Source organism: Gordonia sp. McavH-238-E, assembly GCF_022348225.1.
In the GTDB taxonomy this organism is placed as follows: Bacteria; Actinomycetota; Actinomycetes; order Mycobacteriales; family Mycobacteriaceae; genus Gordonia; species Gordonia terrae.
Map to the genome: position 1 here is coordinate 94657 of NZ_JAKRFE010000013.1, position 14377 is coordinate 109033.

Consider the following 14377-nt stretch of genomic DNA (forward strand, 5'->3'; position numbering starts at 1 on the left):
TCCTTGCGTGTGGGCCTCAAGCTGAGGACGCTCTGCGGATGTCACACGGGACACCGGAGGCGTCCGTTGTGATCTGCTCCACACTCTAGGAGCGGGGTGGTTGCACGAGCGTTGCAACGTTGGCCACCTGCTGTTGACGCAGCTCAGCCGGTTACGCCCCGTACCGCTTGTCCAGGAGTCGGATGCGTCCGCCGACGACGGCCCGGTCGGGATCGCCGACCGGCAGGCGGTGTTCGAGGCGGCGCCAGGCGGCGAGGTCGTCGCGTCCGTGGGTCGACGACGTCCACCGGCGCAGGGCCGCGACGTCGCCGGACGCGAAGAGACGCGACCGCAGGTCTTCCCGGAGTTCCTCGAAGATGTCGACGATGCCCGGCGCGCTCGACTCGGCGAGCAGTCCGCCGCGACCTAGGTCGTCGACGACTGACGCGAGGTCCGAACCCGACGCGATGCGCGACCGGAGGGTGTCGACGTCGGAGGTGATGTCGAGAGTGAGGCGGTAGGGCCTGCTTGCCACGACGTCGGCACCGAGGTCGCGGCGGAGCCGGGAGATCTCGGCTCGCACCGTGACCGGGTCGAGCCCGTCCTCGGCCAGCTTGAGCGCGAGCTGCTCGGTGTTCAGTCCTTCCGGAAATGCTTGTAGCAGAACGAGTATCTCCGCATGTCGACGGGACAGCGTGCGTGCGCCCGGCCCGTCGGCGACTCGGTGCCAGCGTCCCGAACCGTCTCCGAGGACGGTGAGGTGCGCCGCGCCCTGCGGTCTGGGCGCCGGATCGAAGGTGGACGGGTCGCCGAGGTCGACAGCACCCGCCCGCAGTTCACGCTCGACGGCCGCGACCACCGAGCGGACGGCCGCCAGCGCGAACGGTGCCGCCACCTCACGTCCACCGGTCACGTCGATGACACCGATCACGTGCCCGGTCAGCGGGTCGTGCACGGGCGCCGCGGCACAGCTCCACTCCTGCACGGGGCCGGCGAAGTGTTCGGGTCCGACGACCTGTACGCCTCGGTCGACGGCCAGCGCGAGTCCCGGGGCATTGGTGCCGACGACCTCTTCGCTCCACACCGTGCCCTCGACGAAGTTGATGTGACCGGCCCGATCGCGAGCGGCCGTGTCGCCCTCGATCCACAGCAGGCGCCCGGCCTGATCCGTCAGCGCGACGACGACGCCGGTGTCGGCGATGGCATCGACCATCAGCGACTGCACCAAGGGCCGGACGGCGGTGATGGGATGTGCGGCTCGGTAGGCGGCGAACTCCGCGGGTGACATCACGGACGCACGGTCGCCGTCCGCGGCGGCCTCACTCGGGTCGACGCCCCTGGTCAGCGACCTCGCCCACGAGTCGCGGACGATCGATCGGACCGCATCCGCGGGTGGATTCCCGCCGGAGAGGAAGTCCTCGTAAGCCCGGCGGATGCGCGTGGCCACCAACGCCGCGTCAGTCATGCACCCTCCGTTGATTGCCCGATATGTCGACGATTCTGCCTGCACCGATGTGATCTCGGCAACATTCGACCGGCCCCGCCGTCGCGTGCCGGTCCGCGATCCCGCGCCCGGTCCACGATCCCGGCCTAGCCGAACCGCGCCGAGAACGTCCGCGGGGTCATGCCGGTGACGGTCTTGAAGTCACGCACGAAGTGCGCCTCGTCGGCGTAGGCCAGCTCCGCCGCGAGCGAGGCGAGCGTTCCCGACCGGTCGCGCAGACGCTCGGCCGCCTCGTGCAACCGGCGGCGCTGGATCAGCCACTTCGGGGTCAGGCCGAGGCGACGCCGGGTCAGCCGCTGCAGGCTCCGTTCGGTGAGATGGAACCGTTCGCAGATCTGCGCGACCGCCACGACGGTCGAATCGGTCTCGACGTACTCCACGATCGCGTTGATCAGCCTGCCGTCGTCGTCGAGCGGGAGATACGAGCGCAGCCAGTCCTCGACCCGATCGGTCGCGACACGCTGGGTCTCCTCGATCCCGGGGTCCACGGCCATCGCCGAGCGCACCGACCGCTCGAGATCGCTGCCCTTCTCGCCGAAGACCTCGGCGAGTTCGGCATGTCGATCGGTCCACGCCCCGACATCGCCGGTCAGCAACCCCCCGGCCCCCGGCGTCAGCATCACCCCGACCGCCCAGCCGTCGCCCGTCAGAACCGTCTCCGACAGTCCTGTCACCACGCCGTAGAAACGCGCATAGGTGTTGCTGATGACGATGAGGCAGACCGGGTACTGCAGAACGCGCTGCGGCGCCTCGGCGCCGGGTGGCACCCACCAGACCGGAACCCAGAAGCGGCGCACCAGCTCGTCGAGATCGGGGCTCGGCGCCCACCGCCCGATGCGATAACTCGCGTCCGACGGGTCGACGAGGTGTGCGCGCTCGACGTCGTCGAGCCGCGCGCGCCCCTCATTGTCGGGTTTCATCAATCACCGTCCCGTACTCGTGCGGTTGACTTTCATCATGACCGCAATCAACGACACCTCACCATTGCTCGACCACTACGCCCTCCTCGCCGACGGTTTCGCCGCCATCCTCGACGACGCTCCCGCGGACACCTGGACCGCATCCTCCCCGTGCGAGGGCTGGACCGGACGCGACGTCGTCGGTCACGTCATCGACACGCAGCGCGAGTTCTTCGCACGCCACGACGTCGATCTCGGACCCACGCCCTCCCTCGACGATCCGGCCGCCGCCTGGCACACCCACCGCGACACCGTCGCCGGCCTGCTCGCCGACCCGAGCGTCGGCGAGCGCGCCTTCGACGGCCACTTCGGACCGACCACCATCGGCGAGACCCTCATCCGGTTCTACGGATTCGACATGATCGCCCACCGGTGGGACATCGCCCGGGCCGCCGGGGCAGAGCATCGGTTCACCGACGACGAACTGTCCGAGATGGAAACGGCGGTCGAGGGTTTCGGTGACGCGCTCTACTCCGAGGGCGTGTGCCGCAAGGTCGAGATCCCCGCCGGCGCCGACCGTCAGACGACGCTTCTCGCGAAGTTGGGTCGCGTCGCGTCCTGACTCCCCTCCGCCTCTGAGGCGCGAGCCCCCATGCTCCCTGAGGTGCGAGCCTCCCCATGCTGCCTGAGGTGCGAGCCTCCCCATGCTCCCTGAGGTGCGAGCCTCCCCATGCTCCCTGAGGTGCGAGCGAAGCGAGCCACGAAGGGCATGGCGAGGCACCCTCACCACGCCCTTCGTGGCTCGTCGCTATCGCTCCTCGCACCTCAGGGAGCACAAGGTTCGCAACTCAGCGAGCCGGGGCGGGACTCCGCGCGCAGCTCAGGGAGCAAGGGGGTCAGCACCACTCACGGGATCCACCCGTTGTGCCGCGGATAGCGCGCGCGGAGGTGACCGTAGACATAGGTGCTGACCAGGAGTGCGACGCCCGCACCGATCGACGGCCACAAGAACACGTTGTCGAGTGAATCGCGGATCGCCGCGACCGCCCAGCCGATCACGAACAGCACGAGCGCGATGGTCGCCAGGATGCGGATGACGAGCACCACGGTGGCGAGCACCGCCCACAACGCCTCCCGCGCACGCCCCGGCCGTCCACCCACGACGTCATCGTAGTGTCGTGCCGGCCCGCGGGTGCTCTCCTGCGTCTCGCATTTGTGCCCACCGGCCGGCACCACATGGACAATGGAGGAATGAAGACCATCCTCAACGTCATCTGGCTCGTCCTGTGCGGACTGTGGATGGCGATCGGCTACGTCGTCGCGGGCATCATCTGCTGCATCCTCATCATCACCATCCCCTTCGGCATCGCGTCGTTCCGGATGGCGAGCTACGCGCTCTGGCCCTTCGGACGAACCGTGATCCGCGAGCCGACCGCGGGTGTGGCATCGACGATCGGCAACGTCATCTGGATCATCGTGGCCGGCCTCTGGCTCGCGATCGGTCACATCACGACCGGCCTGGCGATGTGCCTGACGATCATCGGCATCCCCCTCGGCATCGCGAGTTTCAAGATGGTTCCGGTGTCGCTGCTCCCGCTGGGTGCCGAGATCGTCCCGACCGATCAGCAGATGCCCGGCGGTACGCCGGTGCGGACGTGACCCACCGAACGTCGCGCTGACCTCCCCAGACCCATCCGCCTCGCCGGTGGATCCGAACAGGTGGCATGACACACGGGTCCCAGACTGACGTCGCGAGCGCCAGGCCCGGTACGGACGCGGCGCTGCCGCCGGTGGCGATGGCCCATTTCTCGCTGCACGCCACCGGCGCCCGACTCCACCAGGAGTCGTTCAGCCGACGGCCCGGATACCCCGATCACCCGCAGCGCACGTCATACTTCTTGCCGCAGCCCCGTTGCCTCCGGGCCCACGCGGAAACGTGACACCCGCCCGCCGGAAGCGGCGTTCGGGGGGACAGCGACACATCGTTCGACGACGGCAGGAGGCACGCGATGTCTGAGCATCTCGATCCCGACGCTGCCGAACTGCTGGAGATGGCACCGCTCGTCGCCCTCGACGCACTCTCCGATGACGAACTACGCGACGTCCAGGAGCGCGTCGCAGGGGCGCCGCACGATGTCCGCGCCCTGTTCGACAAGCAGGTCCGCGCGACCCGCGAGGCGCTGGCCGCGATGAGCAAGACCACCGCCACGCCACCTCCGCCGACGCTCCGCGACCGCATCCTGTCCGCCGCGCGTGCCGACGCGGGTCTCGACGCGCCGGACCTCGCCGAACCGGCCGGCGCGTCCGCGTCCGGACCGGTCGTGTCCGGCGCGTCGGATCATCCGATGCCCCAGCAGGACCCCGCATCGGCCGGCACCGACGTCGGGCAACCGGAATCCGCCGCCGGCACCCCGGCGACCGGGGCCGATGACCGACGCAGGCCTCGCCGGTGGACATATCTCGCCGCCGCGGCGGTCCTCGCCGTCGCCATCGGCGCCGCCGGGTGGGTCATCGGACAGTCGAGCTCCCCGGAACCGGAGGTGCGCCCGCTCGCTTCACCGGCCGAGCAGGTCTTCTCCGCGGAGGACCTGCGATCGACCGGCGGTCCGGTCGCGACCGGGAACGTCACCGTCTACCTCGCGAAATCTGCGGACACCGGCGTACTGGTCATGGATTCGGTCCCGCCGCCTCAACCGGGGACCGTGTATCAGATGTGGCTCATCGGGCCGGACGGTGCCCGCTCGGCCGGCACGATGACGGACAAGGACGTCGAACCGGTCACCACCGCCGTCTTGTCCGGGATCAACTCCGCCTCGACGCTGGCGTTCACCGTCGAACCACCCGGCGGTTCGGACCGGCCCACCACCACCCCGGTGGCGCAGTTGTCGCTGACCTGACCGGGCCGTTTCCTGGAAACCACCCCGTGGAGCCGGGCCGGCGGCATATCGGCGGCTGTCCGGTTTCCACGGGTGGCTTCCAGAGTCACTTCAACAACGCGCGGATCGCCTCGATGCTGTCGGCCTGGGCCGCGGTCTTGTCCGGCCGATACCGGACCACGCGCGCGAAGCGCAGCGCGACACCACCCGGGTAGCGCGAACTCCGTTGCGCACCATCGAGTTCGATTTCGACGACGATCTCGGGACGCAGGTGGATCGTGTACGAGTCCCGGTGCGTCTCGTGTTTCGGGAACTCCTCGGTCTGCCAGCGCAGCAGCTCGTCGGTCAGGCCCTTGAACGTCTTGCCGACCATCACGAGTTCCTCCGTCTCTGGATCGCGGGCGCCGAGATGCAGGTTCGACAGCCAGCCCGAGCGACGCCCCGAACCCCACTCCGCACCGAGCACGACGAGGTCGAAGGTGTGTGTCGGTTTGATCTTCTGCCATGCCTTTCCACGACGGCCGGCCACGTACAGGCCGTCGAGCGACTTCACCATCACACCCTCGTGACCGTCGGCCATCGCGGCGTCGAAGTGGTTGCGCGCCTCCTCGACACTCGGCCGCGTCACGGCCGGGATACGCAGCTGCGGGGCGATCGAGTCGATGGCGGCGAGCCGCTCGGACAGCGGGCGGTCGATCAGGTCGGTGCCGTCGAGATGCAGGCAGTCGAAGAAGAACGGCTTGAGCAGGCGTTCGGGTTCACCCGCCGCCGTGGGCCCGGAACCGAAGCGGCTCATGGTGTCCTGGAACGACCGCGGACGGCCGTCGTCGGACAGCATCAACGTCTCCCCGTCGAGGATGACCGAGTCGCACGGTAGCGCGGCGATCACCGAGACGAGGTCGGGCACGTTGGCCGTCACGTTCCGCAATGTGCGGGTGAACACCGAGACCTCGGTCCCCTTGCGGTGAACCTGGATCCGCGCTCCGTCGAGTTTGTAGTCGACGATGAGGTCGGGCCCGAGGAGCGCGAGAGCGGAATCGAGATCGTCGGCGGGGGTCGCGAGCATGGGTTCGACGGCACGACCGACCTCGAGGCCCACCGCGGCCAGCGCTTCGGCCCCGAACCGGGCCAGCGCCGCGGTCTCCGGCAGTGAACCGGTCAGCATGTTCGCCCGGCGTACCAGCGTCAGATCCTGGCCGGTGACCTTGGCGATGGCGTCGGTCATGACGCCGGCGAGTGCTCCCTGCCGCAGTTCGCCGGTGAGCAGTGCCACGAGGAACTTCTGCTCGGCTTCGGTCGACGCCGCGAACAGGGACGCGATGATCTCGCCGCGGCGCTTCGTCGAACCGGGGCCCGACGCCGACGCGAGCTTACCAAGTGCGGCGTCGACGGCCGCGACCTCCAGAGTCGGCGACTCCGCGGGTGCCGCAATCAGTTTCGACAACGACCGCCACCCGACGCCGAGACGACCCTGGGGGATCTCGCCGGAAAGCCATGCGACGACGATCGGCAGTTCCGCGTCCGTCGTCGCCGAGAGCGCCTCCGCGAGCACCGCCGTCTTGCGGGTTCGCGACCGGTCGCGCGCGACATCCGCGGAGGTCTGGACGACGTCGGTCAGCTTCATGTCGCCTCACCTGCAACCGGACGGGCATTCACCCGTTCGACGGTACGCCGCGCCGCCGACAATCCCGGTCGGCAGCGCGCCCGTGACTCAGACCTCGGTGAGGTCGACGGTCTTGGTCTCCTTGACGCTGAGCAGGGCGATCATGGTGGCGCAGGCGGCGACCGCGAGGTACACGCCCACCCAGCCGACGCCGTAGTCCGCGACGATCCACGTCGCGATGAACGGGGCCACGGCGGCGCCGAGGATCGACGCCACGTTGTAGGCGATCCCCGAACCCGTGTACCGCACGTTGGTCGGGAACAGCTCCGGCAGGATCGCGCTCATCGGCCCGAAGGTGAGCCCCATCAACGTCATCCCGAGGATCAGGAAGAACAGCATCATTCCGTCGGTCATCGATGACGGATCGAGCAGCCACTGGAAGCACAGGCCGAACACGATGATCGCAGCGGTGATGATGATGAGGAACGCACGGCGCCCGTACCGATCGGCCAGGCGTCCCGAGATCGGCACGCATGCGGCGAAGAAGAGGACCGCGACAAGCTGCAGCTGAAGGAAGTCGACGTAGCTGATGGACAGCTTGACACCCGATTCGTCGGTCACCTTGCCGGTGCCGTAGGAGATCACCCAGGTGGTCACGATGTAGAACAGCGTGTACGTCGCGACCATGATGAACGTGCCCGCGATGAGCGGACGCCAGCTGGTCTTGACGACCTCGGCGAGCGGCGCCTTGACCTTCTTGCCGTCGGCGACGGCCTTCGCGAACACCGGTGTCTCGGTGAGCTTCAGCCGGACATACAGCCCCACGGCCACCATGATGGCGCTGGCCAGGAACGGGATTCGCCAGCCCCAGGTCATGAAGGCATGGTCGGGGTCGGCGGACGCGGCGTCGAAGTCGAGGGCGAGCATCAGAAGCAGGAAGGTGCCGTTGGCGAAGAAGAAGCCGATCGGTGCGCCGAGTTGCGGCCACATCGCCGCCCACGCGCGCTTACCCTTCTCGGCCGTCTCGGTCGCGAGAAGCGCTGCGCCCGACCACTCTCCACCCAACCCGAGGCCCTGGCAGAAGCGCATGAGCGCGAGCAGCGCCGGTGCGAGGTAGCCGACGGAGTCGTACGTGGGCAGCAGACCGATCACGAAGGTGGCTATACCCATGGTGAGCAGCGACCCCACCAGTGTCGCCTTGCGGCCGACGCGATCCCCGAAGTGCCCGAACAGAATCGAGCCGATGGGTCGTGCCACGAAGGCGAGACCGAAGGTCGCGAACGACGACAGCAGCGCCGCGGTGTCGTCCCCCTTGGGGAAGAACAGCACCGGGAACACGAGAACCGCGGCCGTCGCATAGATGTAGAAGTCGAAGAACTCGATGCTCGTCCCGATCATCGACGCGATCACGATGCGGCTACGGGGTACCGGCGCCTGGTCGGGATGGTCGATGTTGCGGACCGCGGAATCGCTCATTCGCGCGACGTTACGCCTGCGCAGCCGACCTCACGTTTCGACCCCTGAGAAAAGCCTGAGCGTCGGTCCTGGACAATCCCCACGCGGGGCTCGGGCCTGCTGGGATCGAGGCGACCTGGGCGACGCCGCCGACCGGGCGAGTCCAAGCGGCACCCTGCGAAGGTCAGATTTCCGCGGCTTCGCGGTCGGTGACCATACCGCGGTGCATCACCCGGTCCCCGACGACTCCGACGTGATCCGCCCGATGCATCACGCATCGGTTGTCCCAGATGACGACGTCGTGCGCCGACCACGAGTGACGGTAGACATTCTCTTCGCGGACGGAATGGTCGACGAGGCGTCTGATGAACTCCGACGCCTCGGCGTCCGACATTCCGGACACCGCGGTGCAGCGTGCAGGTGCCGTCAGATACAGGGCCTTGCGGCCCGACACCGGGTGGTCGAGCACCATCGGATGATCGGCGGAACCCTCGATGCCCGCCAGCCCGCTGACGGTGTGCGTGACGGTGGATCGATCGACACGCGCTCGGTCCTGGGCCGGCAGCGACTCGTAGGCGCGATATTAGTTGCTGAACAGGGTCTGCCCGCCCTCGGCGGGCACGTCGACCGCCCGGAGTGAGGTGTAGACGGGCGGGTGGGGGACATAGCTCGTGTCCACGTGGAACGTCGATGTGGGTGGGGTTGTGCGTCCGACGTTGGTGATGACATTGAGATCGGGATATCCCGCCACCGGCGTCTCGCCGTCGGTGAACAGCGGATCGCCGAACGACCGAAGAAAATCCAGGAATTCGTCGTTGCCGACATGCTGATTGGGCAGAACCATCACGCCGTACTCGGCGAGCAGACCGCGCAGCGCGATGACCTCCGAAGACTCCAAGATCCCTACGGCGATATCGGTGACGCGCACACCAAGCGGTTGCAGCACTTCACTTTTCATAGCCTGATCCTCTCGTTCTCCAGTTCGTTCAGTGACAGCGCGAACAGTTCGGTGACCGGAATCCCCACCGCCGAGGCCATCACCGCGATGACACTGCCCGGTGAGTACGAGCAGTAGAGTCCGGCTTCGAGGAACCACGGATCGCCATTCGGATCGACGCGGAAGTCGAACAGTCCGTAGTGTCGGCAACCGAGTGCGACGTAAGCCGCCCGCGCAGCCGACCACACTCCTTCCGTGATCGGGTCACTCGTGTCGACGATCCAGGACTTCGTCGAATCCTTGGCGACGAGATAGAGATCCCCCGAGTCCGAACGGTTCAGTTTGTCTGCACGGCTGCGAATCGGACTCGCCTCGTCGACCGCATACTCCTCGAGTGGTAAGCACACCAGTTCCCCGTCGCGGGCGATGATGCCGCAGCGGACTTCCCGGCCCAGGGCAACGTAGGTTTCGACGAGCGCGGCGTCGGAGTACCGCAGGGCATCGTCGAGTGCGGCGTCGAATCCCGCTGCCTCCCTCACCAGATGAACACCTACCGAGTTGTCCGAGTTCACTGGTTTGACCACGAGCGGGAACGAAACCGTCGTCGTGCCCGGCGCCCGGAGCACCTCACCCCGCGGGACTGCGACGCCTGCGTCCGCGACAACCGACCTCGCGATGTTCTTGTCGGCCGTCATTGCCATCACGTCCGGGCGGTTTCCCAGAACCGGCACCGACACAAGGTCGAAGAGTGATCGGTAGGCGGTCATCCCGGGCAGGCAGAACATCTGCGGTACAACGACATCGACATGCAAGCCCACTATCGTCTCCATTGCCTGCGAGAGCGTCAGGTCACCGTCCTCCCCGGCTTCGCTCAGACTGTCGACGAACTGCCACCGACCGCCTGGTGTCACGACGGCGATGTGAATGCGGTACTCCGGTTCGCCCGCCATCGCGTCCAGAAAGCCTGTGGCGTACACCGTCGACAGGTCGACGTGGAACTGGTCGACGGGCGACCCGGCCAGCACGAGCACGGTGGTCGGCATCAATCCCCTCCGAGTTCGACGAGTTTGCCGATGTTGAAGTCGATGCGCGACCAGCTACCACCGGTCAGCGCGTTCTTCAGCAGCAGAGTGGGAATCTGTAGGTGGTGGACCAGGAAGTAGGGAAGCGGGTCCCAGCGGGCATAGATCGCGTCCGTTCCCTCCTGAATCCCGCGGAGCCGGCGTGACCGGTTCGGCTGGGTCAGTAGTCGCCACAGCTCGTGGTAGATCCAATACGTCGGTTTGGATTGCGGCGTCGGCACCACTGCGACGTCAACGCGTTCGAGGTAAGCCTCGGCCAGTTTGTCGTGGTCGTAGAACATCGTGATGGCGGAGTGCGTGCGCGGGTTGCATTCGATCGCGTACACATGCCCGTCGCCGCCTTCGATGAAATCGAAGGACAGCTGGCCTGTGACGCCGAGCGCCTTGACGAATTTCTCTACCCAGGATCGGATCTCGGGCTTGTCGATCATCGCGTAGTTGACCTGGAAGGCGGATGACTCGCAGCATGCGAACACGGTCAGACGGCCCTCCCGGACTGTCCCATGAGTGCAGTATTCCTGGCCCTCGATGAACTCCTGCAGAATCCACGGATCGTCCTCACTGATACCCAGGCTGTGGGCGAATTCGAGGTTGCGCTCCGGTGTTCGATCCGAGAGCCGGGTCAGATCCATGCGCCCGACGGGGTTGTAGGCGATGCGTTTGAGGATGTAGTCACGGCCGGGACGGAACTCGAAGTCACCGATCTGTTCCGGTGCGGTGATACGCTGCCACTCGGGGACAGAAAGCCCCATCGCCGAGGCGGTTTCGGAGAAGGACGCCTTGTCGTCGAGCATCCGAACGGTCGCGGAGTCACCGTGGACCACCTCGCACACGTCGTCGAGCAGGCGTCTGGCGTCGGCGTCGTGCACACTGGCGGCGGGGCTGGCGACGGGCACGAAGACGTCGACGCCCTCGCGGCGCGCTACGTCTCGAAGTGCTAGTGCGTAGTCAGGATCCGTCGGATCGGGAACGCAATGGAACGCGTCGACGGCACGCGAGAATCGATGGCCGGTGAATCGGTACTTCGACGACTCGACGAGAACCACACGGTGCCCGGCACTGTGGAACGCGCGAGCCAGGCTCAATGCCTTGGTCATCTTGCCGCCGCTCACCATCACCGTGCGTCCCGATGCGTGTACTACCGATCTGCGACGATCGAGGAGCGACAATCCGACCACGGCCAGGTCCACGGGCATCGTGGCGGTCAAGGCGATCAGCGCACCGACCGTCCGAGCCGTCGAGGCGAGATTCCTCACGGGTCACGCCTCCACTCGCCGGATCAGTGTCACACCGTCACGCAGAGGGAGCAGAACCTGCTCGACTCGCGGATCCTCGGTGACGAATGTGTTGAACTCGTCCACCGCATCGCCGTTCGCCGTTCGGTAGTCCCTGTCGGCGTACGGATCGCCCTGCAGCAGCGTGTTGTCCACCGCAATGACAGCGCCGGGCGCCAACAGCTCACTGGTGAGCAGATACCGGTAGTAGTCGAGGTAGCCGGTTTTGTCGGCATCGATGAACACCAGGTCGAACTGGTCCGTCAGATCGCGCAGAGTCTCGATGGCCGGACCGATCTTCACGGTGATTCGGTTCCCGGCCGGCGACGCATCGAAGCACTCGCGCGCGAATCCGGCGACGAACTCGTCGACCTCGCACGCAACCACCTCGCCGCCGGCGGGTAGCGCCTCGGCCATCGCCAAAGCCGAGTAACCGGTGAACATTCCGATCTCCAGCACCCGACGCGCGCCCGTCATGTGCACCAGAAACTTCAGCGCCTGACCCTCGACGTGGCCGGACAACATCTCCTGCTCGAGCCGGCCGGAGCCGGACGCGCCGGTCCTCGAGTCCCAGTCCAACCCGTGGGTGCGACGCGACAATTCGGCCAGGGCGGGTGATTCGGGGGTCGTATGCCGATCCAGATATGGGTCGAGGCGTTCGGCCAGGTCTCGTGCGCGCCGCAACCGACGGGCGAACACATCGTCGACCCGGCCGTCGTCATGCGCCTGAACGAGTTCCCGGAGTTCCCGCGCGAGGATCGTCGTCGGCGTCACCGGACGTGGGGTGCGGACGGCCCCGTCCGTCATTTGTGAGCACCCGTGAACATGTCGACTCCTGCGCCGCCACGGTCGAAGTCGAGGCAGATCTTCTTGTGCAGAGCCAATGCGTCGGACAGCTCATCAGTCGTCAGGTCGTTGAGGAACCGGCACGACCCGATCGGGTCGGGAACTGCGGCCCGAAGGATGCCGTCACGGGTCTTCAGGATCGACGCGGTGGCGTCGGAGAGAAGCTCGGGCGTCAGGTGATCACTGTCGAGCGCGAGGCCGAGTCGGCTCATGACGCCCAAGATGCGATCGCGGTCGGATGTGGAGATCAATCCGCGCTGCTCGGCGACGGTCGTCGACAACGCCATGTCGATGTTGATCGCGTGGCCGTGGAAGAAGGGCGCCGGCGGCGTGAGTTCGAGCGTGGGACTCCACGTGTGCCCGAAAGCGATGACGCGGTCGAGCTGGATCTCGTGCAGGTTGGGCGCTTCCAGCTCGAGCATCGTCTCGATTGCCTGATACGTCAGTCGATCTGCGACGTCTCGGAGCTCGGCGGTGCCGCCCGAGTGCCCGAACTTGGTGGCGAGCAGTTCGGCTCCGTGCTTGTCGAGCATGTCGAAGATGGAGCTGTTGCCGACTACGGAGATCTTGATCAGTTCGGCCATACCGTTGCGGATCTGGTCCTCGGGCAGCGTCGCGAGGAACGAGAAGTCGAGCAGTACCTTCTGAGAGGCGTGGTACGCGCCGAGACGGTTCTTGTGTTTGCCGTAGTTGACGGCGACCTTGATCGACACGCTGGCATCGATCAGACCGATCAGCGTCGTCGGGATTCGGATGTACGGAGTGTTGCGGCGATAGCTGGCACACGCGTAACCGGCCACGTCGGTGGTCAGTCCACCGCCGACAACCAGCACCGGTTCGGTCCGCACCAATCCGAACGCGTCGAACTCGCCGACGATCCGCTCGAACGTCTCCAGCGACTTCGCGGTCTCGGCAATGGTGACGGGTACGACGGTCAGCGCGACGTCGTGGCTGTCGAAGTACGCGCGAGCCAGCTCCCCATAGAGCGCGTCCACGCGTTCATCGACTACCATCAGGCACCGACCGTATGGCCGATAGCTCTCTGCCAGTTCGGAATTGGCGGTGTCGAAAACACCGTCGACGTAGAGCAGATCGTATTCGATCCGCTCGTAACCCTCGACGTGGAAGGCGCGATCGGTGGCGGTCACCTGGGCGTGCATGTTGCTCATGATGTGACTCCCCTCTGGTCTCGGCGGTCCGTCACCCGCGACCTTCGACCCACCGGACGAGCTGGTCCGGGTCGAGCCGGTCGACGGTGGCCACTGCCGTTGAGAAGTTGCCACCTACGGTGTTGGAGTTGGGAAATGCGACACAGCGCACCGATGCGGCCGACGCCGAATCGACTCCGCCGACGTTGTCCTCGATCGCAATGCACTCATCTGCGTTCTCGCCCAGGCCGTCGATCGCGACGCGATACGCGGCGGGGTCGGGTTTGACCTCGTCCACCACGGTCTTGTCCACGACGATGTCGAATGAGTCGGCACTGAGTTCTTCGAACGCATCGAGCAGTGCGGACACGTTCTCGCGCGAGGTCGTGGTGACGAGCCCGAGCGCGTATCCGTGCTCCCGCGCAGCTGCGACGGTCTCGAGCACTCCCGGACGCGGTTCGATCCCCTCGGTCGCGAGAAGCTTCTGGAAGATGCTGGACTTTGTGGAATGCACTGCGGCGGAGTCGACTTCCTGCCCTTTCGAGGAGGCGTAGTCGGCGATTCGTTCCGCGCCACCGTTGCTGGTGAGCATGTCGGCGTAGTCCTCCTGCGACCAGTTCCAATCGAGGTCATGAGTGGAGAAGGCCTCGTTGAATGCGCGGCGCTGGAGCTCAGAGGTGTCGGCAAGCGTGCTGATCGAGCCGAAGAGAATTGCGGTCATCGGTAATCCTTACGAAGCGAGTGCTCGAGGGGCGAGTGGCGTCCCGGATTCGG

Annotated in this window: 13 protein-coding genes and 1 pseudogene; 3 read left to right on the top strand and 11 right to left on the bottom strand. The window is 66.6% G+C overall.

Going from position 1 to position 14377, the window contains the following annotated elements:
* Positions 1-151 precede the first annotated feature (151 nt).
* Together MHN80_RS19535 and MHN80_RS19540 are read right to left on the bottom strand one after the other, a co-directional pair.
* Positions 152-1444: a GAF domain-containing protein gene (locus MHN80_RS19535; RefSeq protein ID WP_239403088.1), complete on the bottom strand. Its 1293-nt coding sequence runs from the start codon at positions 1442-1444 to the stop codon at positions 152-154.
* Between the two features lie 125 nt (positions 1445-1569).
* Positions 1570-2403: an AraC family transcriptional regulator gene (locus MHN80_RS19540; protein WP_004021501.1), complete on the bottom strand. Its 834-nt coding sequence runs from the start codon at positions 2401-2403 to the stop codon at positions 1570-1572.
* A gap of 37 nt (positions 2404-2440) precedes the next feature.
* Here MHN80_RS19540 and MHN80_RS19545 point away from each other — a divergent pair, with 37 nt between their 5' ends.
* Positions 2441-3004 carry a maleylpyruvate isomerase family mycothiol-dependent enzyme gene (locus tag MHN80_RS19545; protein ID WP_239403089.1) on the top strand — a complete coding sequence of 188 codons (564 nt, stop codon included), beginning with the start codon at positions 2441-2443 and terminating at the stop codon, positions 3002-3004.
* A gap of 284 nt (positions 3005-3288) precedes the next feature.
* Here MHN80_RS19545 and MHN80_RS19550 read toward each other — a convergent pair whose 3' ends face one another.
* Positions 3289-3543, bottom strand: a complete 255-nt coding sequence (locus MHN80_RS19550) for a hypothetical protein (RefSeq protein ID WP_033206618.1) — start codon at positions 3541-3543, stop codon at positions 3289-3291.
* 90 nt (positions 3544-3633) lie between these two features.
* Between MHN80_RS19550 and MHN80_RS19555 the strand changes: the two genes are divergently transcribed.
* Both MHN80_RS19555 and MHN80_RS19560 read left to right on the top strand, forming a co-directional pair.
* Positions 3634-4041 (top strand): YccF domain-containing protein, encoded by a 408-nt coding sequence (locus MHN80_RS19555; RefSeq protein WP_239403090.1) that lies wholly within the window; start codon positions 3634-3636, stop codon positions 4039-4041.
* A 350-nt stretch (positions 4042-4391) separates the two neighbouring features.
* On the top strand, positions 4392-5279 hold the full coding sequence (locus MHN80_RS19560; protein ID WP_239403091.1) for an anti-sigma factor: 888 nt from the start codon (positions 4392-4394) through the stop codon (positions 5277-5279).
* 85 nt (positions 5280-5364) lie between these two features.
* Here the strand turns inward: MHN80_RS19560 and MHN80_RS19565 are convergent, their stop codons facing one another.
* The 8 genes and pseudogenes from MHN80_RS19565 to MHN80_RS19600 all read right to left on the bottom strand — a co-directional run bounded on the left by MHN80_RS19565 (position 5365) and on the right by MHN80_RS19600 (position 14324).
* Positions 5365-6882 (bottom strand): ATP-dependent DNA ligase, encoded by a 1518-nt coding sequence (locus MHN80_RS19565; protein WP_239403092.1) that lies wholly within the window; start codon positions 6880-6882, stop codon positions 5365-5367.
* 87 nt (positions 6883-6969) lie between these two features.
* The gene (locus MHN80_RS19570) at positions 6970-8337 is read right to left on the bottom strand and encodes an MFS transporter (RefSeq protein ID WP_004022229.1); all 1368 of its coding nucleotides are present in this window, start codon (positions 8335-8337) and stop codon (positions 6970-6972) included.
* 163 nt (positions 8338-8500) lie between these two features.
* Positions 8501-9274: pseudogene (locus MHN80_RS19575) on the bottom strand (TauD/TfdA dioxygenase family protein).
* A complete protein-coding gene (locus tag MHN80_RS19580) occupies positions 9271-10296 on the bottom strand; it encodes a D-alanine--D-alanine ligase (RefSeq protein WP_239403093.1) in 1026 nt (341 codons plus the stop codon). Before MHN80_RS19580 ends, MHN80_RS19575 begins: the two are co-directional and overlap by 4 nt.
* Positions 10296-11591: an ATP-grasp domain-containing protein gene (locus MHN80_RS19585; protein WP_239403094.1), complete on the bottom strand. Its 1296-nt coding sequence runs from the start codon at positions 11589-11591 to the stop codon at positions 10296-10298. Before MHN80_RS19585 ends, MHN80_RS19580 begins: the two co-directional genes overlap by 1 nt.
* A gap of 3 nt (positions 11592-11594) precedes the next feature.
* Positions 11595-12416, bottom strand: a complete 822-nt coding sequence (locus MHN80_RS19590) for an O-methyltransferase (RefSeq protein WP_239403095.1) — start codon at positions 12414-12416, stop codon at positions 11595-11597.
* The gene (locus MHN80_RS19595) at positions 12413-13624 is read right to left on the bottom strand and encodes a sedoheptulose 7-phosphate cyclase (RefSeq protein ID WP_239403096.1); all 1212 of its coding nucleotides are present in this window, start codon (positions 13622-13624) and stop codon (positions 12413-12415) included. The genes MHN80_RS19590 and MHN80_RS19595 overlap by 4 nt, the downstream gene beginning before the upstream one ends.
* A 31-nt stretch (positions 13625-13655) precedes the next feature.
* Positions 13656-14324 (bottom strand): HAD family phosphatase, encoded by a 669-nt coding sequence (locus tag MHN80_RS19600; protein WP_239403097.1) that lies wholly within the window; start codon positions 14322-14324, stop codon positions 13656-13658.
* Positions 14325-14377 lie beyond the last annotated feature (53 nt).